The 23,626-nt window shown below is 68.5% G+C and carries 20 protein-coding genes and 2 tRNA genes; 13 read left to right on the top strand and 9 right to left on the bottom strand.

The window, feature by feature from the left end; genetic code table 11:
- Positions 1-6: 6 nt before the first annotated feature.
- Entirely contained in the window at positions 7-1,812 is a 1,806-nt protein-coding gene (locus FMM06_RS07345) for an acyl-CoA dehydrogenase C-terminal domain-containing protein (protein ID WP_144236626.1), read from the bottom strand.
- Positions 1,812-2,246 (bottom strand): MerR family transcriptional regulator, encoded by a 435-nt coding sequence (locus FMM06_RS07340; RefSeq protein WP_144236625.1) that lies wholly within the window; start codon positions 2,244-2,246, stop codon positions 1,812-1,814. Before FMM06_RS07340 ends, FMM06_RS07345 begins: the two co-directional genes overlap by 1 nt.
- A gap of 162 nt (positions 2,247-2,408) precedes the next feature.
- On the opposite strand from FMM06_RS07340, the gene FMM06_RS07335 reads away from it, so the two are divergent.
- Both FMM06_RS07335 and FMM06_RS07330 read left to right on the top strand, forming a co-directional pair.
- Positions 2,409-3,662, top strand: coding sequence for a papain-like cysteine protease family protein (locus tag FMM06_RS07335; protein ID WP_144236624.1), 1,254 nt, complete (start codon positions 2,409-2,411; stop codon positions 3,660-3,662).
- Between the two features lie 12 nt (positions 3,663-3,674).
- Positions 3,675-4,313, top strand: coding sequence for a hypothetical protein (locus FMM06_RS07330; protein WP_144236623.1), 639 nt, complete (start codon positions 3,675-3,677; stop codon positions 4,311-4,313).
- Here FMM06_RS07330 and FMM06_RS07325 read toward each other — a convergent pair.
- Entirely contained in the window at positions 4,310-6,667 is a 2,358-nt protein-coding gene (locus FMM06_RS07325) for a putative bifunctional diguanylate cyclase/phosphodiesterase (protein ID WP_144236622.1), read from the bottom strand. The two genes, FMM06_RS07330 and FMM06_RS07325, sit on opposite strands and share 4 nt — an antisense overlap.
- 81 nt (positions 6,668-6,748) lie before the next feature.
- Positions 6,749-7,639, bottom strand: coding sequence for a prephenate dehydratase (locus tag FMM06_RS07320; RefSeq protein WP_144236621.1), 891 nt, complete (start codon positions 7,637-7,639; stop codon positions 6,749-6,751).
- 152 nt (positions 7,640-7,791) lie between these two features.
- On the opposite strand from FMM06_RS07320, the gene FMM06_RS07315 reads away from it, so the two are divergent.
- From FMM06_RS07315 to FMM06_RS07285, 7 genes are all read left to right on the top strand, one after another.
- Positions 7,792-8,499 (top strand): c-type cytochrome, encoded by a 708-nt coding sequence (locus tag FMM06_RS07315; protein WP_144236620.1) that lies wholly within the window; start codon positions 7,792-7,794, stop codon positions 8,497-8,499.
- 54 nt (positions 8,500-8,553) lie between these two features.
- A tRNA-Gln gene (locus tag FMM06_RS07310) sits at positions 8,554-8,627 on the top strand.
- A gap of 17 nt (positions 8,628-8,644) precedes the next feature.
- Entirely contained in the window at positions 8,645-10,180 is a 1,536-nt protein-coding gene (locus FMM06_RS07305; protein ID WP_144236619.1) for an ArnT family glycosyltransferase, read from the top strand.
- 9 nt (positions 10,181-10,189) lie between these two features.
- Positions 10,190-11,050, top strand: a complete 861-nt coding sequence (phhA, locus tag FMM06_RS07300) for a phenylalanine 4-monooxygenase (protein WP_144236618.1) — start codon at positions 10,190-10,192, stop codon at positions 11,048-11,050.
- A 37-nt stretch (positions 11,051-11,087) separates the two neighbouring features.
- A tRNA-Ala gene (locus tag FMM06_RS07295) sits at positions 11,088-11,163 on the top strand.
- A gap of 153 nt (positions 11,164-11,316) precedes the next feature.
- Positions 11,317-12,153 (top strand): UDP-2,3-diacylglucosamine diphosphatase, encoded by an 837-nt coding sequence (locus FMM06_RS07290; RefSeq protein WP_144237129.1) that lies wholly within the window; start codon positions 11,317-11,319, stop codon positions 12,151-12,153.
- A gap of 2 nt (positions 12,154-12,155) precedes the next feature.
- Positions 12,156-13,205 (top strand): glycosyltransferase family 4 protein, encoded by a 1,050-nt coding sequence (locus FMM06_RS07285; RefSeq protein WP_144236617.1) that lies wholly within the window; start codon positions 12,156-12,158, stop codon positions 13,203-13,205.
- Here FMM06_RS07285 and FMM06_RS07280 read toward each other — a convergent pair.
- Together FMM06_RS07280 and FMM06_RS07275 are read right to left on the bottom strand one after the other, a co-directional pair.
- Positions 13,195-13,779 (bottom strand): response regulator transcription factor, encoded by a 585-nt coding sequence (locus FMM06_RS07280; protein WP_144236616.1) that lies wholly within the window; start codon positions 13,777-13,779, stop codon positions 13,195-13,197. The genes FMM06_RS07285 and FMM06_RS07280 overlap by 11 nt on opposite strands.
- Positions 13,780-13,918: 139 nt before the next feature.
- Complete coding sequence (locus FMM06_RS07275; protein ID WP_144236615.1) at positions 13,919-16,168, bottom strand: AsmA family protein; 2,250 nt, start codon at positions 16,166-16,168, stop codon at positions 13,919-13,921.
- 86 nt (positions 16,169-16,254) lie between these two features.
- Between FMM06_RS07275 and FMM06_RS07270 the strand changes: the two genes are divergently transcribed.
- Genes FMM06_RS07270 through fliA form a run of 3 tightly spaced genes read left to right on the top strand, consistent with a single transcriptional unit; the run spans position 16,255 to position 19,758 of the window.
- A complete protein-coding gene (locus FMM06_RS07270; protein ID WP_144236614.1) occupies positions 16,255-16,956 on the top strand; it encodes a transglycosylase SLT domain-containing protein in 702 nt (233 codons plus the stop codon).
- A complete protein-coding gene (gene flhA, locus FMM06_RS07265) occupies positions 16,953-19,016 on the top strand; it encodes a flagellar biosynthesis protein FlhA (RefSeq protein ID WP_144236613.1) in 2,064 nt (687 codons plus the stop codon). Before FMM06_RS07270 ends, flhA begins: the two co-directional genes overlap by 4 nt.
- Positions 19,017-19,020: 4 nt before the next feature.
- Positions 19,021-19,758 carry an RNA polymerase sigma factor FliA gene (gene fliA / locus FMM06_RS07260; RefSeq protein WP_144236612.1) on the top strand — a complete coding sequence of 246 codons (738 nt, stop codon included), beginning with the start codon at positions 19,021-19,023 and terminating at the stop codon, positions 19,756-19,758.
- Here the strand turns inward: fliA and FMM06_RS07255 are convergent.
- Together FMM06_RS07255 and FMM06_RS07250 are read right to left on the bottom strand one after the other, a co-directional pair.
- On the bottom strand, positions 19,727-20,548 hold the full coding sequence (locus FMM06_RS07255; RefSeq protein ID WP_144236611.1) for a hypothetical protein: 822 nt from the start codon (positions 20,546-20,548) through the stop codon (positions 19,727-19,729). The genes fliA and FMM06_RS07255 overlap by 32 nt on opposite strands.
- A 17-nt stretch (positions 20,549-20,565) precedes the next feature.
- On the bottom strand, positions 20,566-21,126 hold the full coding sequence (locus FMM06_RS07250) for a YqgE/AlgH family protein (RefSeq protein ID WP_144236610.1): 561 nt from the start codon (positions 21,124-21,126) through the stop codon (positions 20,566-20,568).
- A 100-nt stretch (positions 21,127-21,226) separates the two neighbouring features.
- Here FMM06_RS07250 and FMM06_RS07245 point away from each other — a divergent pair, with 100 nt between their 5' ends.
- Entirely contained in the window at positions 21,227-21,712 is a 486-nt protein-coding gene (locus FMM06_RS07245) for a peroxiredoxin (protein ID WP_144236609.1), read from the top strand.
- Positions 21,713-21,760: 48 nt separating this feature from the next.
- Here FMM06_RS07245 and FMM06_RS07240 read toward each other — a convergent pair whose 3' ends face one another.
- Complete coding sequence (locus FMM06_RS07240; protein ID WP_144236608.1) at positions 21,761-23,593, bottom strand: M2 family metallopeptidase; 1,833 nt, start codon at positions 23,591-23,593, stop codon at positions 21,761-21,763.
- Positions 23,594-23,626 lie beyond the last annotated feature (33 nt).

Here is a 23,626-nt window from a genome sequence, read left to right as displayed (position 1 = left end):
TCCGGATCAGAATGCGTGGACGGGCATCGCCATCATGGCGTCGCTACCCGCTTCGAGCTTGCGGCGCAGTGCGCCCGCGTCGGGGAAATAGCGCTCGGCGTAATAGCGCGCGGTGATCAGCTTCGCCTCGAGGAAGTCGCGGTCGCCGCTGCCGGCAGCGATCTGCTCCTGCGCGGCCTTCGCCATCAGCAGCCACATGTGACCGAGGCTGACGATGCCGAGAATATCCAAGTAAGCCGCAGCCCCTGCCCCCGCGTTGTTCGGATTGCTCAGGCCGTTCTGCATCAGCCACATCGTCGCTGCCTGCAGTTCGCCCAGCGCCTTCTCCAGCGGCTTGGCGATGAAGGCGAGGTCGTCGCCCGCGTCCGCCACCGTCTCGCCGGCCAGCGCCAGATAGGCGCGCAGGCCCCGGCCGCCGTTCATCGCCAGCTTGCGGCCGACGAGGTCCATCGCCTGGATGCCGTTGGTGCCTTCGTAGATCTGCGCGATGCGGGCGTCGCGGACGAACTGCTCCATGCCCCACTCGACGATATAGCCGTGGCCGCCGAAGACCTGCTGCGACTTGGTGGCGATCTCATAGCCCTTGTCGGTGCAATAGCCCTTGATGACCGGGGTCAGCAGCCCGATCAGGTCGTCGGCCATCTGCCGCTCCTCGGGCGTCGCCGCCTTGTGCGCGAGATCGACCTGCAGCGCCCCCCACAGGATCAGCGCACGCGCCCCCTCGTTGAAGGCCCGACCGTCCATCAGCATGCGACGCACGTCGGGATGGACGATGATCGGGTCGGCCTTGCTCGTCGGCTGCGGGATCGCGTCGGCGTTGGCGACGATGCCGATCGCCTTCCCCTGCACGCGGTCCTTCGCGTAGATCACGGCGTTCTGGTACGCGACCTCGCCCTGCGCGAGGCCCTGCACGCCGACGCCGAGACGCGCGGCATTCATCATGATGAACATCGCGCGCAGGCCCTTGCGCTCCTCGCCGATCAGGTAGCCGGTGGCACCGTCGTAGTTCATCACGCACGTCGAGTTGGCGTGGATGCCCATCTTGTGCTCGATCGACCCGCACTGCACGCCGTTGCGCGCGCCCAGCGAGCCGTCTTCGTTGACCAGATACTTGGGTACGATGAACAGGCTGATGCCCTTGACGTCGTCGGGCGAGCCGGTGGTCTTCGCCAGCACGAGGTGGATGATATTGTCGCTCAGGTCGTGCTCGCCGGCCGAGATGAAGATCTTGGTACCGGTGATTTTGTGGGTGCCGTCGTCCTGCGGCTCGGCGCGGGTGCGGATGAGGCCGAGGTCGGTGCCGCACTGCGGCTCGGTCAGGTTCATCGTGCCGGTCCAGCGGCCCTCGACCATTTTCGGCAGATACTTGCGCTTCTGCTCGTCGCTGCCGACCGCCATGATCGACGCCTGCGCGCCCTCGTTGAGGCCCGAGTACATCGAGAAGGCCATGTTGGCGCTCGACATATATTCGGCGAATGCCGTGCCGACGACGTGCGGCAGGCCCTGCCCGCCAAAATCGGCGGGCGCCATCAGCGTGCCCCAGCCGCCCTCGACGAACTGATCGTACGCCGCCTTGAAGCCTTGCGGCGTCGTCACCGACCCGTCGGCGTGACGCGTGCAGCCTTCCTGGTCACCCGGCAGGTTAAGCGGCGCGAGGACGTTCTCGCAGAACTTCGCGCCTTCCTCGAGCACCGCTTGGACGATGTCCGGCGTCGCGTCGGCGAAGCCCGGCAGGTTCGAATATTTCTCCAGGCCGACGACTGCCGACAGGACGAACTGCGTGTCTTTGACCGGCGCGCGGTAGCTGGGCATCAGTGGGGGCCTTCGAGCAACTGGGTTTCGACCACCGCACAGAATGATTGCAGCTCGGCGATCGTCGCATCGATATCGGTACGCTGTTCGGTCAGCGCCAGGATGCGGTTACGGCATTTTTCGAGCGTCACGCGGCGCTGCTTCACGCGCCCGTCGCCAATGTCGTACAGGTCGATCATCTCGCGGATTTCCGCGAGGCTGAACCCGACGTTCTTGGCGCGCAGGATCCACGCCAGCCGGGCGCGGTCCCGGCGCGAATAGACGCGGTTCTGGCCCTGTCGCTCGGGAGCGATCAGGCCGTTGTCTTCGTAGAAGCGAATGGCGCGTGGGGTGACGTTGAAGCCCTGCGCCAGCTCGGTGATCGTGAAGCTCGCAGCGTCGTTCGCCGGCGGCGGCAGCGGGGCATGAGCGAAGGCGTGTGCGTGGTCGGACATCGCCGCGGGAGATAGTTGACGTTAACGTCAACTGTCAAGGCGTAGACGCTTAACCGAGCCGAAACGAATTTCGGCTAAAGAGCCGCGCATAAAGGCAAGTCCCCCGGGAACGCGACTGCCGCCCTTCAACATCTGCACCGAGCAGCCGAGGAGCGCGTCCCGATGGCCCTGACCGATCTATACGTGGCGATATTCGAGAAATCCGGCGGCAACTGGGCCGCGCGGCACGGCCAGGATGGCGCCGGCTACCAGAAAAGCTTCAACGAGTTCGTCAAGGCGGGCCTGCGCCCGGCGACCGTCAGCGGCCAGGCAACGGGCAATGCCGCACGCTTTGCCAGCGTCTTCGTCAAGGGCGGCGGTACGTGGGAGGCGCGCCACGGCCTCGACGCCGCAGGATACCAGAAGATGTTCGACGAGTGGGTACCCAAGGGTTACCACCCGGTGTTCATCAACGGCTATAATGTCGGCAACAAGGACTTCTACAACGGCCTGTGGGAGAAGTCGGCGGTTGGCGCCTGGGCGGCGCGCCACGGGCTCGACTCGAACGGTTATCAGGCAGCAGTGAACGACTGGGTGGCCAAGGGATTCCGCCCGCGCTGGGTGAGCTGCTACAACGTCGGCGGCACCGTGCGCTATGCGACGTGGTGGGAAAAGGCGGCCGGCTCGTCGTGGGAAGCGCGCCACGGGCTGAACGCCGACGCCTTCCACGCCTTCAACCTGCAGATGGCGGCCAAGGGCTTCCGCGCACGCCAGATCAGCGCATGCAATGCCGGCTCGGGCGACGTGTTCGCCGGCATTTGGGAGAAGGACGGCGGGCCCGCGACGCAGGTCCATGTCGGGCTGACGTCGGACACCTATCAGCAGCGGGTCGATGCGCTCGTCGCGCAGGGCTGGCGGATCAAGCACGTGCATGGCTACGCCGGCGCGCAGCCGCTCGACGTCATGCTGCGCTACACGCACCAGATGCAGCAGCAGTCGAACTGGTGCTGGTCGGCGACCTCGGTCAGCATCCGGCGCTATTACCAGCCGGGCTCGACGCTGACGCAGTGCCAGCTCGTCAATTCGCGGCGGGGGCTGTCGAACTGTTGCACCAGCGGCAATTCGGATGCGTGCAACAAGCCCGACAAGACCGCCGAAGCGCTTGCCGGTCTGGGCCATCTCGCCAACGACCAGGCGAGTTCCTCGACCCGCGCCAAGGTCGCGTCGGAGCTCGCGGCGGGAAGACCGCTCGGGATCCGGATCAAGTGGCAGGGTGGCAGCGTCGGCCATGCCAACGTGATCTGCGGCATCGACGAGGGCGACCTGGTGATCGTGCGCGATTCGATCTTCGGCGACCAGGTTCTCGACTATGACGTGTTCAGCACCGCGTACCAGACCAACGGGTCGTGGGACCGCACCTATTTCACCAAGGCTTGAGGAGCGCGAGACATGGCCATCGAATTCAGCGCACCGCCCGCCGCCGCCGTTGCGGCGCTCGCCACCGGGGTCGCGCGCGTCGCCGCCTCGAACGAAGTCGCCAAGGTGCAGCCCGACATCTCGCGCGGCGCGGTCGCGATGCAGGGCCGCGTCGGGGCCGGCAAGCCCGCCGCGACCCTGTCGCTGCCGGTGCAGTTTCCCGACATCGCCGAGATCGCGGCGGGCAAGCTCAGCGCCGCGGCGCCGGTCGGGGCGTGGCGGCACCTGCTCGACCATGACGGCGATGGTGACGTCGACGCCGACGATGCGACCGTCGCGGAGACGGTGACATTGCAAGGCGAACACCGCTTCTCGGCGATAAGCGGCGGCGACTTCCCGCGGTCGCTGTCGCAGACGGTGGCCACGTTGCGCGCCGATCCGGGCCTGTCGAGCCGCAAACTCGTCGCGGCGTCGATGCAGGTCAATCAGGTCGGCCTGCGCGCGGTCTGGCTCCAGGCCCAGGATTCGGGCGACGACGTGATCGTGCCGATCGAACCCGCCCCCGACGGCCTCGTCGCCGGCCGCCGCTACACCCGCCGCGAGATCGGCCCGCTGCTCCAGGCAGCGCTGAAGAAGCGCGAAGCGATGGCCGGACCGGGGATCGACTTCTAGGCCGCCACCTTCAGCGCGACGAGTGCGGTGGCGTCTTCGGGCGGCATCGGGCGGCCGAACAGATAGCCCTGGATCTGGCCGCAGCCGAGCGCGCGGCACGCCTCGAACTCGGCGCGCGTCTCCGTCCCTTCGGCGGTCGTCGCCATGCCGAGCGAGGTCGCCAGGCTGACGATCGCCTGGATGATCGCGGTCGACTCGCCCGCGTCGGTGGCGGCGCGCTGGACGAAGCTGCGGTCGATCTTGATGCGGCTGAATTCGGCCTTGCGGAGGTAGCCGAGCGACGAATAGCCGGTGCCGAAATCGTCGAGCGCGAAGCGCACCCCTAGCGCCTTCAGCCGCGCGATCACCGCCGTCGTCGCGGGGCGGTCCTTCAGGAAGACGCTCTCGGTGATCTCCAGCTCGAGGCGGCTCGCCGCGAGCCGGTTGTCGGCGAGCGCGCGCCGGATCGTGCGCGGCAGGTTGGCATCGTCGAACTGCAGCGCCGACAGGTTGACCGAGACGATGATGTCGTCGGGCCAGCGCGCCGCCCAGGCGCACGCCTCGCGCAGCACCCAGTCGCCGATGCGCCCGATCTGCCCGGTATCCTCGGCCACGGGCACGAACTTGGCGGGGGGCACGTTGCCGAGCCGTGGATGCGTCCAGCGCAGCAGCGCCTCGAAGCCGACGATGCGCTCGTCGGACGCCTCGACGATCGGCTGGAAGGCAAGGCTCAGCTCGCCCCGGTCGAGCGCCTGCGCCAGGTCGCGCTCCAGCCCGCGGCGTTCCTCGGCACGCGCCTGCATGCCCGGCACGAAGCGGCACGCGGCACCCCGCCCGCTGCCCTTGACCTCGTACAGCGCCAGATCGGCGGCGCGCAGCAATGTGTCGACGCACGCGCCGTCGCCGGGGCCCTGCGCATGGCCGACGCTGGCGCCGACGGTGACGGCCTGCCCGTCGAGATCGAACGGCCGCGACAAGGCATCGACGATCGCCTTGGCGATCCGCTCGGCACGGCGCGGCGAGCAATCCTCGATGACGACGGCGAATTCGTCGCCGCCCAGCCGTCCGACGGTCGGCGTCGGCCCGGTGATCGTGCGCAGCCGCGCCGCGACCTCGCGCAGCAGCACGTCGCCGGCGTGGTGGCCAAGCGCGTCGTTGACCTGCTTGAAGCGGTCGAGATCGATGAAGAACAGCGCGCACGCCCCCTGCCCCCGCTCGGCCCGCACCAGCGCGTCTGCCAACGCGCTGCGCATCAGTGCGCGATTGGCGAGTCCTGTCAGCGGGTCGTAGCGCGCCAATTCGGCGATGCGGTCGCTCGCCCGCCGCGCCTCGGTGACATCGGATCCGACGCCGCGAAACCCCGCGAAACTGCCGTCCGGCGCGAACTTGGGCGTGCCGGTCAGCGACCACCAGCGCAGCTCGCCGAGCACCGCGACGGGCACGACGATGTCGCGAAAGGCGATGCGCCGGGCGAAGTAACGGCCGAGCGTGCGCAGCGCGCCACGTACCGCCGGGTCGCGGCGGTCGGGCCCGAGCAGGTCCACCAGCGGCAGGCCGAGCAAGGCTTCGCGCGTCTGGCCCGAAACCTCGCACAGCCGCGGCGACACGTGCGTGAGCTGCGCCTGGTCGTCGACCTCGACGAGCCAGTCCGAACCGTGCGCCTCGAACTCGTTGAGCAGCAGGCCGATCACCGCGCTGGCTTCGGCGTTCTCCATCTGCGTCCGCATCCGCGCCATCATCGCGAAACTGGTGATGGTGATGCCGCGCAGCGCGAGGATGGCGAACGAGGCGAACGCCAGCCCGACGAGCGGCGTCGCCAGCGGGGAGCCGGCCGGCAGGCCCGCCAGCGTCAGGACCGCGATGCTCAGCACCAGCACCGCCCCACACACCGGCAGCAGGACGGCGGCGAAGCTGCACGCCCCCATCGCCACCACCGACAGCAGCACCATGACGGTCTGCGTCGGCAGGTCGACGAGGGGCAGCATGTGGAGCATCAGTGCGCCCCAGACGAGGCCGAAGCTCGCGACCTCTGCACTGATCGCCCAGAACTCGCGGATCGTCGCGGTTTCGGGCTCGCCGCCGCGGGCGCGCCGCCAGCGGACGACCCACAGGGCTGCGAGCCCCGCCATCACGGCCGCCCACGCAGCGAGAAACCCGGCGTCGCCAGCATCGCGCAGCATCCACACCAGCGCGCCGAGGTTGAGCGCCATCAGCCCGACGTTGAACGGCACGTAGCGGTTAAGCATCGCCAGCTGGGTCCCGCGCACACGCGCCCAGAAGCGCGGGTCGGCCGCCGCGCCTGTATCCTGGCCGAAGCCAAGCATCTGTCGCCAGCCGATCGCCCTCGCGATCGGCGGACGAAACATCGCGGTCATGGTACCGACCTCCCCCCGCCGCAGCCGCTGCGGCGTCCATGGAGTTACGGCCGGGGGCCCAAGTGCTTAATCCGATTGGCGTCAGCTGCGCTCGCGGGCCCGCGGATAGGTTCCGAGCAGGCGCAGCCAGTTGGTGTGGTAGCGCAGCTCGTCGAGCGCGCGCGCAACCGCGGCATCGCTCTCGGCCCCCTCGACCTCGGCATAGAATTCGGCCGCCGCGAAGCTGCCATCGCGCAGATAGCTTTCGAGCTTGGTGATGTTCACCCCCTCGGTCGCGAAACCGCCGAGCGCCTTGAACAGTGCCGCAGGGCGCTGGCGCACTTCGAAATTGAGCGAGGTCATCACCGGCTCGCCGGGCTGCGGCAGCACCGCGTCGCGCGCCAGCACGACGAAGCGCGTGGTGTTGTGCGGCGCATCCTCGATTCCCTCGGCATGCGTCGTCAGGCCGTAAAGTTCGCCTGCCAGTGCCGACGCGACCGCCGCCAGCGCGGGGTCGCCGCGCTCGGCAACCAGCGCCGCGGCACCAGCCGTGTCGAACGCGCCGACCGCCTTGATGCCCCAGTCCTTCAGCCGGGCGCGGCACTGGCCGAGCGCCTGGGGGTGGCTCAGCGCCTCGCGCACCTGCCCCCGCTCGCCGCCCGACAACAGGCAGTGCCGGACGCGCACGAAATGTTCGGCGATGATGTGCAGCCCGGATTCGGGGAGCAGGAAATGGATGTCGGCGACCCGCCCGTGCAGCGAGTTCTCGATCGGGATCATACCCTTCGCCGCCGCGCCCGACTGGACGGCCTCGATCGCATCCTCGAACGACAGGCATGGCAGCGGGAGCGCGTCGGGAAACGCCTCGCGCACCGCCTGGTGCGAATAGGCGCCGGGCGCGCCCTGGAACGCCACGGTGCGCCGTGGTTCGCGGTCGGCGGCGTCGGTCATCGCGGCGACGAGGCGGCGGGCGGGTTCGGGGTAGTTGTCCATCGCGACCGACCTAGCAGGCAGCGCACGTGTGACAAGCGGGGCCTTGCTGCGGCTTGCCGCAGCGCGCCCCCTTGCCGCCGCGTGCCCCCTTGGCTATGCGTCCGCCCATTATTGCTGCAGCGCACCGCGACTGCGCGCACGCCGGAGGCATTGTGGACAGTTTCGAGTGGAACAAGATTGCGGGCTGGGTGCTCGCCGCCGGGACGACGATCCTCGCGCTGGTCATCGTGACCGGCCTGATGTTCGCGCCGGTCAGGCTCGCCAAGCCCTCCTATGTCGTCGAGGGCGTCGAGGTCGAGGCGGTTGCCGGCGCGGCCCCCGCTGAAGCCGAGAAGCCGATCGCCTTCTATCTCGCCTCGGCGACCGTCGAGAAGGGCGAGGCGGTCTTCAAGAAGTGTGCTGCCTGCCACAATGTCGACAAGGGCGGTGCCGCCGGCATCGGCCCCAACCTGTATGGCATCATCGGCAATTCGCACGCTCATCAGGCAGGCTTCGGTTACTCGGAGCCGATGGCCGGCATGAAGGGCAAGCCGTGGAACTGGGATGAGATGTCGGCGTGGCTGAAGAGCCCCAAGACCTATCTGCCCGGCACCAAGATGGCATTCGCCGGCCTGTCGAAGCCCGACGAGCGCGCTGCGGTCATCGCCTATCTGAACTCGAAGAGCGACAGCCCCCTGCCGCTGCCCCCGGTGCCGGCTGAGACCGCTGCCGTGCCGTCGTCGGAGCAGCCTGCGCCGGCGGCCGGCAAGGCCCCCGACGTTCCGGTCGCCGATGCCGCCAGTGCTGCCGCGCAGCCCGAGGGCAATGTCGGCGGCCCCGGTGCGCCGGAAGTCACCGGCACCGCCAAGACCGAGAAATAGGCACGGCCGCGTTGACACTTATATGGGCTGCGGCTAGTCACCGCCGCGCCCTGATGCCCTGTCGTCTAAAGGTAAGACAACGGACTCTGACTCCGTTAATCGAGGTTCGAATCCTCGCGGGGCATCCAACTTTCCTGAGAACTCATTGACCGCGCGGCGCGACGCCGTCTGGTTTGCGGCACTGCTGATCGGCACCGCGGTGCTGCTGGCACTCGACCCGCCCGGCTATTTCGGCGGCCGCTGGGACGACGCACGCTACCTCGAGGCAGCGCTGCAATGGGTCGAGGCGCCGAACCTTGGTACCGTCCACTGGTCACTGCGCTGGCCGGTCGTGTTGCCCGCCTGGGGGGCACTGGAAGCCTTCGGCCGTACGCGGTTCGCGGCGATGGTGCCGGGACTGGCGGCGTTCGCGGCCCTGCTGATCTTCAGTTATTGGGCGGCCCGGCGCGTCCTCGGCGGCGCAGCCGCTCTGCTGGCCTGCGCGATGCTGGTCACCACCAGCGAAATCCTGTTCGCGGCGACGCGACTGACCGCCGATCTGCCGGAACTGCTGTTCATGAGCGTGGGCGCCTGGTCGTTCATCCTCGCCGCCCGCGCGGGCGGCGGCGCGCAAACACGCTGGTTGATCGCCTGCGGAGTTGCTGCGGGACTCGCTTTCGCGGTGCGCGAGACGGCGGCATCGCTGATGGTCGTGCTCGGCCTTCTCTGGCTGACGGGCGTCGGCGTGCCGCGCCGCGCCTATCTATGGATCGCGCTTGGCTTTCTGTGCGTCTGGCTGCCCGAGCAGCTGATCCTGTGGCACGCCAGCGGCGATCCGCTGTACCGCCTGCATGTCGACATGCGCCACGTCGAGGTGCCGAGCACCAACCTGCAAGGGCTCGTCGCCGGGGGCAGCACGCCAGCGATGAACCCGCAGATGATGGCGCGGTGGATTGGCGTCGGGCCGCTCCGCATCCACTATCTCGTCGATCCGTGGCTCAACCTGTTCCTGAACGGGCGCTACGGCCTCGTCTTCCTGATCGCCGGCATCGCCGTGCTGTTTGCCGGGCGGCGGTTGCGCGGGCGCGAAGGGCGGACGGTCGTCATCCTCGCCGGGCTGGCGGCCGCGCATATCGCCTTCGTCATCTATGTGATCGCGACCGATCCCAAGCCGCGCATGTTCATGCCCGCGATCCTGTGCGGGTGCCTGATCGCCGGCGTCGCGCTGCCGCTGGCGTGGCGGGGGCGTACACGGATCGTGCTGGCGCTGCTCGGCGTCGCGAAGCTGGTCGTGCTCCTTGTCACGATCGACATCACCGCAGTCTACAAGACGCAATACGAGGAGTTGACGCAGCGTGTCCTGGCGCGCGTGCCGGGGCCGGTCCATGCCGACCGCTGGACGCTCAGCACGCTGGCCCTCGCCGACGCCGCGACGCGGGCGCGGCTGGTGACCGGCGCTCCGCCGCCTGGTGGGTTTTGGCTAACCATCGCCAGCCTCAAGAACGCGCACGGCGACGAGAAGCCGCCGCAGGGCTATTCGTGGCGGGTCGTGGCGCGCGCCGAGGGCCCCCGCAAGCCGGTGATCGTGCATCTTGCAGCACCGCTGCTCACGCCGGGCAGCAAGCTCGCGGCCGTAGCCCGCAACCCGACCCCCGTTGCGACGCTGTGGCAGCGGGTTCCTGTTTCGCTCCCTGCGCGTTAGACGCAGGCGATGACCGACCTGCCCCCGCCGCACGCCGCCGCCGACTGGACGGTGCCGCAGAACTGGGCCGACTATACGCCCGCCGAACACGCGGTGTGGGATACGCTGTTCGCGCGCCAGACCGCGCTGCTCAAGGACCGCGCCCACCCGGCATTCCTCGACGGCCTCGACATCCTCGCATTGTCCAAGCCTGGCATCCCGGACTTCGACGAGCTGTCCGAACGGCTGCACGCCGCCACAGGCTGGTCGGTGGTCGCGGTGCCGGGGCTGGTTCCCGACGAGGTGTTCTATGAACATCTCGCCAACCGCCGCTTCGTCGCCGGCAGCTTCATCCGCGGCGCGCACGAGCTCGACTATCTGGAGGCGCCCGATGTCTTCCACGACGTCTTCGGGCACGTGCCGCTGCTCAGCCAGCCGGTGTTCGCCGATTACATGCAGGCCTATGGCCAGGGAGGCTTGCGCGCGATGGAGCACGGCGCGATCGGGCGGCTGGCGCGGCTCTACTGGTACACGGTCGAGTTCGGGCTGATCCGCGCCGATGGCGGCCTGAAGCTCTACGGCGCCGGCATCGTGTCGAGCCACGGCGAGAGCCGCTTCGCCCTCGACGACCCCTCGCCCAACCGCATCGGCTTCGACCTCGCGCGGGTGATGCGCACGCCGTACCGCATCGACGATTACCAGCAGGGGTATTTCGTCGTCGACAGCTTCGACCAGCTGCTGCGCACGACGCTCGATACCGATTTCGCGCCGCTCTACGCCGATCTGGCGACGCTGCCTGACCTCGACATCGCCGAGATCGCGCCCGGCGACACGGTGATCACCCGCGGATCGCAGGCCTATGCGAGGACACGCGAAACGGACGTTGCATAGCCGCGAACACGCCCCTATACGGACCGCCTTCCGGCGTGGGGCAGTAGCTCAGATGGGAGAGCGCAGCAATCGCACTGCTGAGGTCAGGGGTTCGATCCCCCTCTGCTCCACCACGCCGCCGCCGGGACTTGCCTGTCACGACATTGTCGCACACAAGATGTAGTGGACACGTAACCGTTACGGATGGTGAGTGGCCGATGGCATCGCAACCCCTAGTGGCGTTCGGCTCATCGCTCCGCGACGTGCTCGCCCCCGACCTGCCCGGCATGCCGGCTTGGGTGAATGCCGACGACGATGTCGACCCCAAGGGCAAGCTGCGGCCACGCACGATCTGGATCTCCGACACCCACCTCGGCACGTCGGGCTGCAACGCCGTCCTCCTCCTCGATTTCCTGAAGAGCGTGCAGCCCGAGACGCTGTATCTCGTCGGCGACATCATCGACGGCTGGCGGCTCAAGAAGGGCTGGTACTGGCCCGCCGCGCACAACGACATCGTCCGCCGCGTGCTGAAACTCGCCAACAAGGGCACGCGCGTCGTCTATATCCCCGGCAATCACGACGAGATGCTGCGCGACTTCACGGGCCTCAACTTCGGCGGGGTCGAGGTGGTGCACGAGGCGATCCACGCCACCGCCGACGGCCGCCGCCTGCTCGTTCTCCACGGCGACGAATTCGACGGTGTCGTGCTCTATGCGCGCTGGCTGGCGTTCCTGGGCGACTATGCCTACGCCCTGCTGCTGAAGTGCAACATCGGCTTCAACGCGGTGCGCCGCCGCTTCGGCCTGCCCTATTGGTCGCTGTCGGCGCACATCAAGAAGAAGGTCAAGAACGCCGTGTCGTTCATCTCGCGGTTCGAGGAGGCGGTGGCGCATGCCGCACGCGACCGCGGCGTCGACGGCGTCGTCTGCGGCCATATCCACACCGCCGAGATCCGCGACTTCGACGGCATCACCTATTACAATGACGGCGACTGGGTCGAGAGCTGCACCGCGCTGATCGAGCATCGCGACGGGCGCATGGAGATCATCGACTGGGCGGCGCGCACCGCCGCGCGCCGGCAGGGGCGTGAGCCCGTCGCGGCGCTGGTCCCGGTCGCCGCCTGACATTGCGCATCACCCTCGTCAGCGATGCCTGGGCGCCGCAGGTCAACGGCGTCGTCCGCACCCTGACCACCACGGTCGACATGCTGCGGGCGCGCGGGCACGTCGTGCAGACGATCACCCCCGACCTGTTCGTCTCGGTGCCCTGCCCGACCTATGCCGAGATCCGCCTGGCGCTGACGACGCGGCGTGCGGTGTCACGCCTGATCGACGAGTTCCGGCCCGAGGCGATCCACATCGCGACCGAAGGCCCGCTCGGCTGGCTGGCGCGGGGCTGGTGCGCGGCGCGCGGCATTCCGTTCACCACGTCGTTCCACACGCGCTTTCCCGACTATGTCGCGGCGCGGACGCCGTTGAGCACCGACTGGCTGTGGAAGCAGGTGACGCGCTTCCACGCGCCCGCGCGGCATATCCTGGTGGCGACGCCGCGGCTGGCGGCCGAGCTTGCGACGCACGACCTGACGCAAACTCAGCTCTGGTCGCGCGGGGTCGATCTGGCGGCCTTCTCGACCGACGTGGCGCCGCATCCGGCAATGGCGGGGCTGGCGCGACCAATCCAGCTGAGTGTCGGGCGCGTCGCGGTCGAGAAAAACCTGAGCGCCTTTCTCGATCTCAGGGGAGAAGGCACCAAGGTCGTAGTGGGCGAAGGTCCGGCGCTGAGCAGCCTACGGGCGCGCTATCCCGATGTCGTGTTCCTGGGGCCGCTGCACGGCGCGGCACTGGCGGGGGCGTACCGCGCCGCCGACGTGTTCGTCTTCCCCAGCCTGACCGACACCTTCGGGCTGGTGATGATCGAGGCACTGGCCTGCGGTACGCCGGTGGCCGGCTTCCCTGTCGCGGGGCCGCTCGACATCGTCGGCGAGGACGGGCTGGGGGTGGCTGGCGGCACCGTGCCGATCGGCGCAATCGATGCCGACCTGGGCCAGGCCGTCGCCCGTGCAATGAAGGCCGACCGCAGAGCATGTGCGGCCTATGCGACGCACTTCAGCTGGGATCGCTGCCTCGACCAGTTCGTTGCGGCGCTGGCAGGGATAGAGACGCCGCTCAGCGCATAGACGCGAGGCGCGTGTCCATCGCCAGCTGGGTGCGGCTTTCGAGCCCCATCTTCGCGTAGACGTTGTGCAGGTGCATCTTCACCGTGCCCTCGGAGATGCCGAGCGCCGTGGCGATTCCGCGGTTGCGCTGGCCCGTCGCGACGAGCCGCGCGACATCGCGCTCACGCGGCGTCAGCAGGCCAGCGGCGGGCGAATGGCGCTGCGTCAGCCGGTCGTGGGCGACGCGCATCGCACGCTGGTCGAGCCACTGCTCGCCGCTTGCGACACGCTCGATGCATTCGGAGACTGCCGCCACCGGCGCATCGCGCGGCAGCAGTCCGTCGACACCGAGTTCGACCGCGTCGATCGGCTCGAGGCCTTCGAGCCCGACGAACAGGATGACCCGCGTCGGCGAGGAGGCGCCGCGCACGTCGCGCAGGATGTCGAGCGCCGATGGCGGCCCCTCAGCGAAGTCGAGAACGGCGATGTCGGGAACGTCGTCGAGAACCGCATCGCGCGCCTTGGCAGCGCGAACATGGGCGTTGTCGATCGTGAGCCCGGCGCGGCGCAGCAGTCCGACAAGGGCATCCGCCAAGAGTGGCACGTCGCTGCCCGCAACCGCGCGACGCACCTGCGATTGTCCATTCATACGCATACAGAAACCACCATGCTGACCGCCCAAAGATACGGACGGGCCTGCCCGAAAGATGCAGGTGATAGAACCGTAATGGTCTTTACTTCCGTGACTTGCGGTCGCCGGGCGCGGCGTCGACCTGAGCGGCAGTTTTCGCGGCCTGAACCGCGGCGCAGTTAACGTTCTTGGCGTCGCCGATGTCCACGAAGGCAAGCAGCGCGCCGACGCCGCCGGTCGCCAGACCAAGCCCGACTCCGACTCCCGCGCGCGTCAGCAACTGGCGTGAAATCGGCTGGATGCGAGGCGCCGCGAAGTATCCCGCGACGCCGATCGGCGACTGGCCGGAGAACAGGCTGAACTCCTTCGAGTCGCCGCGCACCGACAGCGCCATGCTCTCGTCCTTGAAACTGAAGGCACCTTCGCCCCGGAAATTGGCGCGTCTGGTGTCGAACAGCACCGGGTCGGCGCGGGCGATACCGTCCTTGACGGTGAAGGCGATCACACCGCAGCGGATCTCCTGCGGCTTCTTCAGCTTCGCGAGGATGCCCGAGGTGATGTAATTCTGCAGGTCGAGCTTGCCGAGCTGGATGTTGCGCACCCACAGCGTGCCCGCCGGGAAAACCAGCGCGATGCGCCCCGACGACGACGCCAGCGACTCCCGCATCGTGTCGCCGTAGCCCTTCAGCTCGACACGCCCGAAGACGCTGGCGGTAGTGCCGCTCTTCTCCACGTCGAAAGAGGTCAGCAGCTGGCCCAGCGGCACCCGGCTCATCCGGATATCATAGGCAGTGACGACCGGGCTGACGCCGGCGTTCAGGTCGATGTTCGCAGTCAGGCGACCGCCGATAATGTTGACCGCGACCGGCTTCAGGATCAGCCGGCTGTCTTTCAGAGACAGATCGACGATCAGCCCGCTCAACGGCACGTTCCCGGTGCGGATTTTCTCGGCGGCATATTTGACGTTGGCGTCGAACGACTTCAGCTGCTCGATCGCCAGCGTCGCGTCGGGAATGACGCGCGGCGTGCCCGCCACCGTGCGCACCACAGCGGCCGCACCCTTGGCATCGAGCGCGTCGGGCGAGAAGCCGATCCACGGGCCGATGTCGATGATGTCGAGAACCTTGGTGCGCAGGTCACCGGTCAGCAGGGGCTTTGCGCCTGAAACATCGGCAGTGAATGCGCCGGCGATGTCGCTATCGCCGAACTTTCCGGTGACGCGCGTGAAGCGATAGATTTGTCCGGACTTTCGAAAGTTCGCCTTGAGTGAATAGGCGCGCGTCGCCGGGGCAACCACGTTGAACAGTTTGAAGACGTTCTGGATATTGCGCCCGGCGATCCCGACACGCAGGTCGGCCCCCTCGATATCGTTGCTGCGCGGAATGATCCCCGACACCGTCGCTCGCGTCTGCACGGCCTCGGCACGCAAATTGAGACGCGAGCGGCCTTGCGGGTTCGCAGCGTCGACGGGCTTGATCGTGCCCGAGATGTCGAAGGCAGTCGCCGGCCCGGTCTTGCCGAACACAGCGAGCGGAAGCTGCAAATTCGGGCCGACGGCGGAAAACTCGAGATCGGCGCCGTCGAGGCGGGAGACGCCAGCCAGCGACCCCGACACGTCGATCTTCGTCGCCGCAGCGCGTGCGTGAAGCGCAAAACCGACACGGCCACCGGCGGCCGCACTGTTCGGCGTCGTCAGCGCGCCGCGGACGGTGAAGTCCTCGCCGCGCGCCGTGCCGCCGCCGGTGAAGGTGATCGGGTCGTTGACCGTCGGCGTCCCCTCGTCGCGCGCGTTGACCGCGCCGATGTTTCCGAAGGCGACGCGGGCATCGACCTGCTGGCGCGCGTCGATGTAGTGCAATGTCGAGCCGGTGATGCTGGCGCGGTCGATCGCGGGGATCTTGAAGGGCTCTTCGCCCGCGAAGGTCCAGGTGTTGCGTCCCTTTGCATCGATCTCGGCGCCGACACGCGCACCGTCGAGGTCGAGGAAGCGCACGCGCCGCTCGCCGCGGATCAGGTCCCAGACGCCGATCTCGCTATCGATGCGCTTCGCCACGAACAGCTGGCGGTCCTTGGCCCAGGCCGGGTTGTCGACTTGCAGGTCCTCGGCGAGAAACTTGATGTGCGGGTTGAGGTAGAACTGGAAGTCGCCGCCGACGCGAACGCCGCGATCTGCGAAGTCGCTGGCATAACTTTCGAACGTCGACTTCAGGAAGCGCCCCTTGGTCACGTACAGCACTACGTACGCCAGGATGAACAGGCCGATCAGAGTCGCGAGGACCGCGACGAGACTGCTGATACCTGTGTCGAGGGGATTGCGCGCCGGTGCGGCGCGGGTGGTCGGTGGGCTCGCCATGTTGGGTTAACCGATGTTCGTTACGCCGGGTTCCCTAGCAGACTGGCACGGCACTTGCAGAACGCTTCCTGAGGGAGCGGACCTGCATGGACGTGGCAGCGATCGACGGGACGGCGGTGGTTGGCGCGATCCGCCTCGCCTCGGCCCGCACGGGCGTCGACTTCGACTATCTGGTGGCGCAGGCGCGCGTCGAAAGTGGGCTGGACCCGCGTGCCGCCGCGCCGACCAGCAGCGCGCGCGGCCTTTTCCAGTTCACGCAAGGCACTTGGCTCGACACGGTCCGCCGGCACGGCGCCGAGCATGGGCTGGGCGACGCCGCGGCGATCCTGAAGCGCGGCGCGACGCCGGAAGAGCGCGTCGCGATCCTCGACTTGCGCCTTGATGCAGGCGCCTCCTCGGCGATGGCGGCGGCGTTCGCGCAGGACAATGCCGCGACGCTTGAGCGGCGGCTGGGCCGGACGGCAAACGCCACCGACCTGTATCTCGCGCATTTCCTGGGGCCCGCGGGGGCGGTGCGCTTTCTGCGGGCCCGTGATGCCGCGCCCGATGCGGCCGCCGCGAGTGCGGTACTGCCCGCCGCCGCGCGCGCCAATGCGGGCGTGTTTACCGCCGCCGGAGGTCGGGCGCGCACGCTCGACGAAGTCTATGCGCGGTTCGAGGCGAAGCTGGGTTCGGCACCGCAGCGCGCTACCGAGCAGGGCGGCACCTCCCTGCCCCGGACCGGCACCGTCTTGCCGGTCGCCGCCGCGCGCACCGCCTATCTGCTGCTGGCTGATCTCGGCGCATGACCGCGCTCGCCCGCATCGATTATCGCGCGATGCTGCTCCCGCTCGCGATCCTGACGCTCGTCCTGCTGATGGTCGTGCCGATCTCGCCGTGGCTGCTCGACATCTTCTTCGTCCTCAACATCGGCATCGCGCTGATCGTCCTGATGGTCGCGATCAACACGCGGGCGCCGCTCGACTTCTCGGCGTTCCCGACCGTGCTGCTGTTCGCGACGCTGCTGCGGCTCAGCCTCAACGTCGCCTCGACGCGGGTCGTGCTGGTCGCGGGGCATGAGGGTACCGCGGCGGCGGGGCACGTCATCGAGGCATTCGGCACCTTCCTGATCGGCGGCGACTATGTCGTCGGCATCTTCGTCTTCGCGATCCTGATGATCATCAACCTTGTCGTCATTACCAAGGGAGCGGGGCGCGTGTCGGAGGTCGCGGCGCGCTTCACCCTCGACGCTATGCCGGGCAAGCAGATGGCGATCGATGCCGACCTCAACGCCGGGCTGCTCACCGCCGACGAGGCGCGCGCCCGCCGCGCCCAGGTATCGACCGAGGCCGACTTTCACGGGAGCATGGACGGCGCCTCGAAGTTCGTGAAGGGCGACGCCGTCGCGGGCGTGCTGATCCTGTTCATCAACGTCATCGGCGGGCTGATCCTGGGCACCGTCCAGCATGGGCTGAGCCTGTCCGAAGCCGCCGAGACCTATATCCTGCTCGCCATCGGCGACGGGCTGGTGGCGCAGGTGCCCGCACTCCTGCTGTCGATCGCGGCGGCGATGATCGTCACGCGCGTCGCGTCCGAACATGATCTCGCGGGGCAGATCGGGCGGCAGTTCTCGGGACCTGCGGCGTGGCTGCCGGTGGCGGGGATCCTCGCGCTGCTGGGCGTGCTGCCGGGGATGCCGCATCTGGTGCTGCTGGGCGCGGCCGGCGGTTGCGGCTTCGCGGCCTGGACGCTGTCGCGGCCGCGCCCTGCCCCGCCGCCTGAGGCCGCGGCACCCCCCGACACCGCGAGCATCGAGTGGGACGATATCGCCGACACTGCGGCGATCGGCGTCGACCTGGGGTTCGGGCTGCTCGGCCTCGTCGATGCCGCCAGCGGCGCGCCGCTGATGGCGCGGATCACCGCGATCCGGCGGGCGCTGTCGAAGCGGCTGGGCTTCGTCGTGCCGCAGGTTCGGGTGCGCGACGACATCGCGCTGCCGCCGCAGACCTACCGCATCCGCATCGGCGGGGTGATCGTCGGCGAGGATGCCGCGTGGCCCGACGATCGACTGGCGCTGGAGGCCGGGCCGATCGATACGCCGGTGCCCGGCCGCTCGGCGAAGGACCCCAGCTTCGGCCTTGATGCGCGCTGGATCGACCCTGCCGAAGAGGGGCTGGCGACTGCGGCGGGATATACCGTCGTCGATGCCGCGACGGTGATCGGCACGCACCTCGACACGCTGCTGCGCGCCCACGCGCACCAGCTGCTGGGGCAGGACGAGGTGCAGGCACTGCTCGACACGCTGGCGCGGACCGCGCCGCAACTGGTCGTCGGTCTGGTCCCTAAGCTGCTGCCGCTCGCAACCGTCACCGCAGTCTTGGCGCGACTGCTGGAAGAAGGTGTGCCGATTGCCGACCTGCGTCGCACCATCGGCGCACTGGCGTCGGTCGCGACACGCAGTGCCGACCCTGCCGAGCTGACCGAACTCGTCCGCCCCGCACTCGGCAGCGCGATCGTTCAGGACCTAGCCGAGCTGAGAGCGCCGCTGACCGCGGTCACGCTCGCGCCCGAGTTGGAGGACCTGCTCGCCGCATCGGTCCGCGCCGCACCGGGCAGCGCCTATCCCTTCGACGCGGCGCTCGGCGGGCGGGTCACCGCCGCGCTCGCCGATGCGGCAGCGCCGCTGCGCGAGGCAGGTGCGCCCGTCGTCGTCGTCACCACGCCGCAGGTACGCCGCGCGCTGTTCGAGCTGCTGCGCCACCGCCTGCCCGGCGTCCATGTCCTCGGCGTCTTCGAAGTCCCCGACGACCGCGCCATCGACGTCATCGCGACGGTCGGCGCGGCGCAACCGCTATTGCAAGGAGCCTGACCCGATGGACGCCCGACTTGGCCACAACCTGACCGCCTACGCGCCGCGCGCGCTGGCGGTGACCGATCCCGAACGGCTGATCGGCTCGCACCTGGGCTTGGTGCGGCGCATCGCCTGGCACGTCCATGCCCGCGTCTCGACCGCGATCCCGATCGAGGACCTCGTGCAGATCGGAATGGTCGCGCTGATCGAGAGTGCGCACGCCTTCGAGGACCGCGGCCACGCAGCCTTCGCCACCTATGCCAGCGTGCGCGTGCGCGGCGCGATGATCGACAATCTGCGCAAGTCGGCGACGCTGGTGCGCAGCGCGATCCGGCGGCGGCGCGAGTTCGGTATCGTCGCGGCTCGCCTCGCGGGTGCGCTGGGCCGACCGCCGACCGACGAGGAAATGGCGACCGAGCTGGAAATGACCGTCGACGCCTATCGCGCCGCGCACGCGACAACCCACGCGCTGCGTTACGACAGCCTCGACGAAGTCTATTCCGACCACAGCGAATGGTTCGCCGACGACGCCCCCGACGCCTTCGAGAACCTCGCGAGCGGCGACCTGCGCCGCGCCGTCACTGTCGCCATCGGCCAGCTGCCCGAACGTGAAGCGCTGGTCCTGCAACTCTACTTCGTCGAGGAACTGAACCTGGAGGAGATCGGCCAGACGCTGAACGTCGGGGCGGCGCGCGTCTGCCAGATCAAGAAGGCGGCACTCGACAAGGTCAGGCGGACGTTGTCGGCGTGGGACGAGTGATGCTGCTCCGCGACAGGGCGATAAGCTCCCATAGCCCGAAGACGACGACGACGATCAGCAGGCCGACAGGGACGTGCGATTGCCAGGTGTCCGCCTGGTTCCAGGCGCGGTTTGCGATCAGCCGGGCGCGCTGCTCCTCATAGTCGATCAGCACCGTGTTTTCGGAGGTCGATTGCATGCGCAGGATCACGTTGCGGAGAATCTTCGCGTTGGCGTGAACGAAATAGTCGATCCGGATTGGCGTCCCGGCCAGCCTCTCCAGTTCGGCATAGCTTAGACAATCTTCGCCGAGGACCCACTTGCTGTTCGGGTCGCATCCGAAGCTCAGCCGCGTGCCGTCGGCGGTGGTAACGACGATCGCCTGCCTGCTCGCCCTGCGCCCTGTTCGCGGCGCCACCAGCTGCCCTGTTATCGTCTGCGCCTCGGAAAGCACCGGGATCGAATACGCGGCGTGCGTCGCCGTCTCGGAGTAGAACGGCAGAAGCGCGGCCAGAACCGCACCGAGCCCCCACCGCCAAGCCCTCCCCCGCCGCCGCGACTTGCGCCGGTCAAGCAGCGCCGGGTCGACGACGCCGCGAACCCGGTCGAGATGTCCCCACGCTCGGCGTAGCGCGAAGAGCGACAGCAGGCACAGACCGGCGAGCAGCGCGCTGGCGATGATCGGTGTCGCAACGCCGTACGCTCCGCGCGCTTCCCACAAGATAGCCGCCGCCACGCCGGTCAGGGTTGCCGCCACAGCAGTCAGGACGAGTGCGGCGATGACGGCAAGACTGGCGAGCGCGCGTGCCATCACACTACGCGCCGAAGTTACGCCCGTCCCGCCTGCGCGCTCAGGTGCCCGACATCGATCCCCGCACTCGCGAACGCCCGCGGCCATTGCTGTTCAAATGGCGTGTCGAACACCAGCGCGTCGTCGTGCGGGATCGAGTGCCAGCCGTGGCGCGTCATCTCCTCGTCGAGCTGCCCCGCCGCCCAGCCGGTATAACCCAGCGCCGACAGCCAGCGCGTCGGGCCGGTACCGGCGGCAATTGCCTTGAGCACGTCGAGGGTCGAGGTCATCGCGTACTTCCCCGTCACGTCGATCGTGCTCTGTCCGGCCCAGTCGGTCGAGTGCAGCACGAAGCCGCGCCCGGGCTCGACCGGACCGCCGGCACGCACCGCGACATCGGGGGTGACCCCGGGCTCGACGTCGAGCTGCTGCATCAGCTCGCCGACCTTCAGCATCGGCAGCGGGTGATTCACTATCAGGCCCAGCGCGCCGTCGTCGTCGTGGACGCAGATGGCGATCACGGCGCGCGCGAAGCGCGGGTCACCGATGCCCGGCATCGACAGCAGCAATTGTCCGACAAGGTAGCGGGGCTGGTCCATTGCAGCGGGTTATACCCGGCAGCGGCCGCCAAACGCCAGTCCGCTTTACCGCGTCGGAACGCCCCGCTATGCGCGCCTGGAGCAAACAGGGAGAGCAGCGATGACGATCAAGGTCGGTGATACGGTTCCGAGCGCCACGCTGATGAAGATGACCGATGCCGGCCCTGCCCCCGTGCAGACCGACGCGCTGTTCGCCGGGCGCACCGTCGCCCTGTTCTCGGTGCCCGGCGCCTTTACGCCGACCTGCTCGGCCAAGCATCTGCCCGGCTATGTCGATAATGCCGACGCGCTCGCCGCCAAGGGCGTCGACGAGATCGTCTGCATCTCAGTCAACGACGCGTTCGTGATGGGCGCCTGGGGCGCCGCGGCGAATGTCGGCGAAAAGGTCACGCTGCTGGCGGACGGCAACGGCGATTTCGTCGAGGCGCTCGGCCTGGCGATGGACGGCAGCCGCTTCGGCATGGGCAAGCGCGGCCAGCGCTTCTCCATGCTGGTCCGCGACGGCAAGGTCGCCGAGCTGAATGTCGAGGACCCGGGTGCGTTCAAGGTGTCGTCGGCCGAGTATCTGATGCAACAGCTCAGCTGATCTTCGGCGAGCGGCGGATCGCTGCGCTGCGACCCGCCGCTGCTGCCCCTACAGCCCCGCGATCTTCGGGCCCGACCAGCCGCACTGCTGGCCCTTGTTCTGCGCCTTCAGCCACGTCTGAAGCGGCGCGAAATACGCCAGCATGGCGCGGCCATCCATGTCGCGCGTGCCGGTGAACTTCTCCAGCGTCTCGGGCCAGGGCTTCGACGCGCCCGCTTCGAGCATCGCATTCAGCCGTGCGCCGACCTCCTTGTTGCCATAGAAGGAACAGCGGTGCAGCGGGCCCTTCCAGCCGGCCTGCTTGCACGCCGCCTGATAGAACTGGAACTGCAGGATGCGCGCGAGGAAATAGCGCGCGTAGGGCGTGTTGCCGGGGATGTGGTACTTGGCACCGGGGTCGAAGTCGGCCTCGCTGCGCGGCACCGGCGGGATGATGCCCTGATACTGAAGGCGCAGGTCGGTCCACGACTTGTTGTACGCCGACGGCGGCGTCGAGCCGTCGAAGACGCCCCAGCGCCATTTGTCGACGAGCAGGGTCCACGGCACGCCGGGCACCTTTTCCAGCGCCTGGCGCAGCAGCAGGCCGATGTCCTTCGACGCGTCGGGAACCTTGGCGGCATCCAGTAGCCCGATCTTGACCAAGTAATCGGGCGTGATCGACAGCGCGACGAAATCGCCGATCGCCTCGTGGAAGCCGTCGTTGGCGCCGTTCAGGTACAGGTACGGCTGCTTGTTGTAGGCGCGCTGGTAGTAGTTGTGGCCGAGCTCGTGGTGGATGGTCACGAAGTCGCTGGCGTTGACCTTGGTGCACATCTTGATGCGCAGGTCGTCCTTGTTGTCGATGTCCCAGGCGGAGGCGTGGCAGACGACTTCGCGGTCGGCGGGCTTGGTGATCTGCGAGCGCTCGTAGAACGACGCCGGCAGCGGCGCGAGGCCGAGCGACGAGTAGAAACCCTCCCCCGTCTTGACCATCTTCAGCGGATCATAGCCCTTGGCGACGAGGAGCTCGCCGATGTCATAGCCGACGTCCCCCGCCCCTGCCGGCGCGACGATATCGTAGATACTGGCCCAGTCCTGCGCCCACATGTTGCCCAGCAGGTCGGCGCGGATCGGCCCGGTCTTGGGCTGCACCGCGTCGCCGTACTTCGCGTTGAGCTTGGTGCGCGTGTAGCAGTGCAGGTCGTCGTAGAGCGGCTTCACCTGTGCCGCGAGCTTGTCCATCAGCGGCGCGAAGGCCTCCGGCGGCATGTCGTAGCCGGCACGCCACATCGCGCCGGTGTCGGCGAAGCCGAGCTCCTTGGCGCCGGCGTTCGCGATCTCGACCAGGCGGACATAGTCGGCGCGCATCGGCTGGCCGACCTTGTGCCACGACGTCCACATCTCGCTGAGCAGCGCGGGGTCGCGCGTCGTGCCCATCAGCGCCTCGAGGTCGTTGCCGTTGGTGACCTTGCCCCCGACCGTACCCTTGCCCTTGCCATAGGCCGACTGCAGCCGCGTCGTGATCGTCGCCAGCTCCTCGGCCGCACCCGGGGTACTGGGCGCGGGCAGCGTGATGCCCTGCTTCAAGATGCCGAGCTTGCGCACCGTATCGGGCGACAGGCCCTTGACGTTATTGAAGCGCGCCGCACCCTTGGCGAACTTGACCGCCATCACCGTGCCCTCGGCGCCGACCTTGGCCGACAGCCAGTCGGTGTCTTCGGTGATGTAGGTCGCGTTGACCCAGGCGATGCGCGAGCCGTACTCGCTGAAGGCCAGCGCCGCGCGCTCGGCTTCGGCGACGAAGGCGTCGGCCTCGGCGGGGGTCGGTGCGGGCTGCGCGATCAGCGGCGCGGCGAAGGTCAGCGCGGCGGCCAGCGCCAGTGTCGAAACGACGGATTTCATGCAGGTCCTCCCAAGACTTGGATGGGCGACGCT

This window comes from Glacieibacterium frigidum, assembly GCF_007097155.1.
Classification (GTDB): domain Bacteria; phylum Pseudomonadota; class Alphaproteobacteria; order Sphingomonadales; family Sphingomonadaceae; genus Glacieibacterium; species Glacieibacterium frigidum.
The sequence above is the reverse complement of the archived record's forward strand: the minus strand, read 5'-3'. Positions and strand labels throughout refer to the sequence as shown.

Excerpts from the sequence above, each read along its gene's own strand:
- phhA (WP_144236618.1), top strand. The coding sequence starts at position 10,190 with ATGACCGACCTGCCCCCGCCGCACGCCGCCGCCGACTGGACGGTGCCG.
- FMM06_RS07325 (WP_144236622.1), bottom strand. The coding sequence starts at position 6,667 with ATGACCGCGATGTTTCGTCCGCCGATCGCGAGGGCGATCGGCTGGCGA.
- FMM06_RS07340 (WP_144236625.1), bottom strand. The coding sequence starts at position 2,246 with ATGTCCGACCACGCACACGCCTTCGCTCATGCCCCGCTGCCGCCGCCG.
- flhA (WP_144236613.1), top strand. The coding sequence starts at position 16,953 with ATGACCGCGCTCGCCCGCATCGATTATCGCGCGATGCTGCTCCCGCTC.
- FMM06_RS07270 (WP_144236614.1), top strand. The coding sequence starts at position 16,255 with ATGGACGTGGCAGCGATCGACGGGACGGCGGTGGTTGGCGCGATCCGC.
- FMM06_RS07250 (WP_144236610.1), bottom strand. The coding sequence starts at position 21,126 with ATGGACCAGCCCCGCTACCTTGTCGGACAATTGCTGCTGTCGATGCCG.
- FMM06_RS07240 (WP_144236608.1), bottom strand. The coding sequence starts at position 23,593 with ATGAAATCCGTCGTTTCGACACTGGCGCTGGCCGCCGCGCTGACCTTC.
- FMM06_RS07255 (WP_144236611.1), bottom strand. The coding sequence starts at position 20,548 with ATGGCACGCGCGCTCGCCAGTCTTGCCGTCATCGCCGCACTCGTCCTG.
- FMM06_RS07330 (WP_144236623.1), top strand. The coding sequence starts at position 3,675 with ATGGCCATCGAATTCAGCGCACCGCCCGCCGCCGCCGTTGCGGCGCTC.
- FMM06_RS07245 (WP_144236609.1), top strand. The coding sequence starts at position 21,227 with ATGACGATCAAGGTCGGTGATACGGTTCCGAGCGCCACGCTGATGAAG.
- FMM06_RS07290 (WP_144237129.1), top strand. The coding sequence starts at position 11,317 with ATGCCGGCTTGGGTGAATGCCGACGACGATGTCGACCCCAAGGGCAAG.
- FMM06_RS07345 (WP_144236626.1), bottom strand. The coding sequence starts at position 1,812 with ATGCCCAGCTACCGCGCGCCGGTCAAAGACACGCAGTTCGTCCTGTCG.
- FMM06_RS07335 (WP_144236624.1), top strand. The coding sequence starts at position 2,409 with ATGGCCCTGACCGATCTATACGTGGCGATATTCGAGAAATCCGGCGGC.
- FMM06_RS07320 (WP_144236621.1), bottom strand. The coding sequence starts at position 7,639 with ATGGACAACTACCCCGAACCCGCCCGCCGCCTCGTCGCCGCGATGACC.
- fliA (WP_144236612.1), top strand. The coding sequence starts at position 19,021 with ATGGACGCCCGACTTGGCCACAACCTGACCGCCTACGCGCCGCGCGCG.
- FMM06_RS07275 (WP_144236615.1), bottom strand. The coding sequence starts at position 16,168 with ATGGCGAGCCCACCGACCACCCGCGCCGCACCGGCGCGCAATCCCCTC.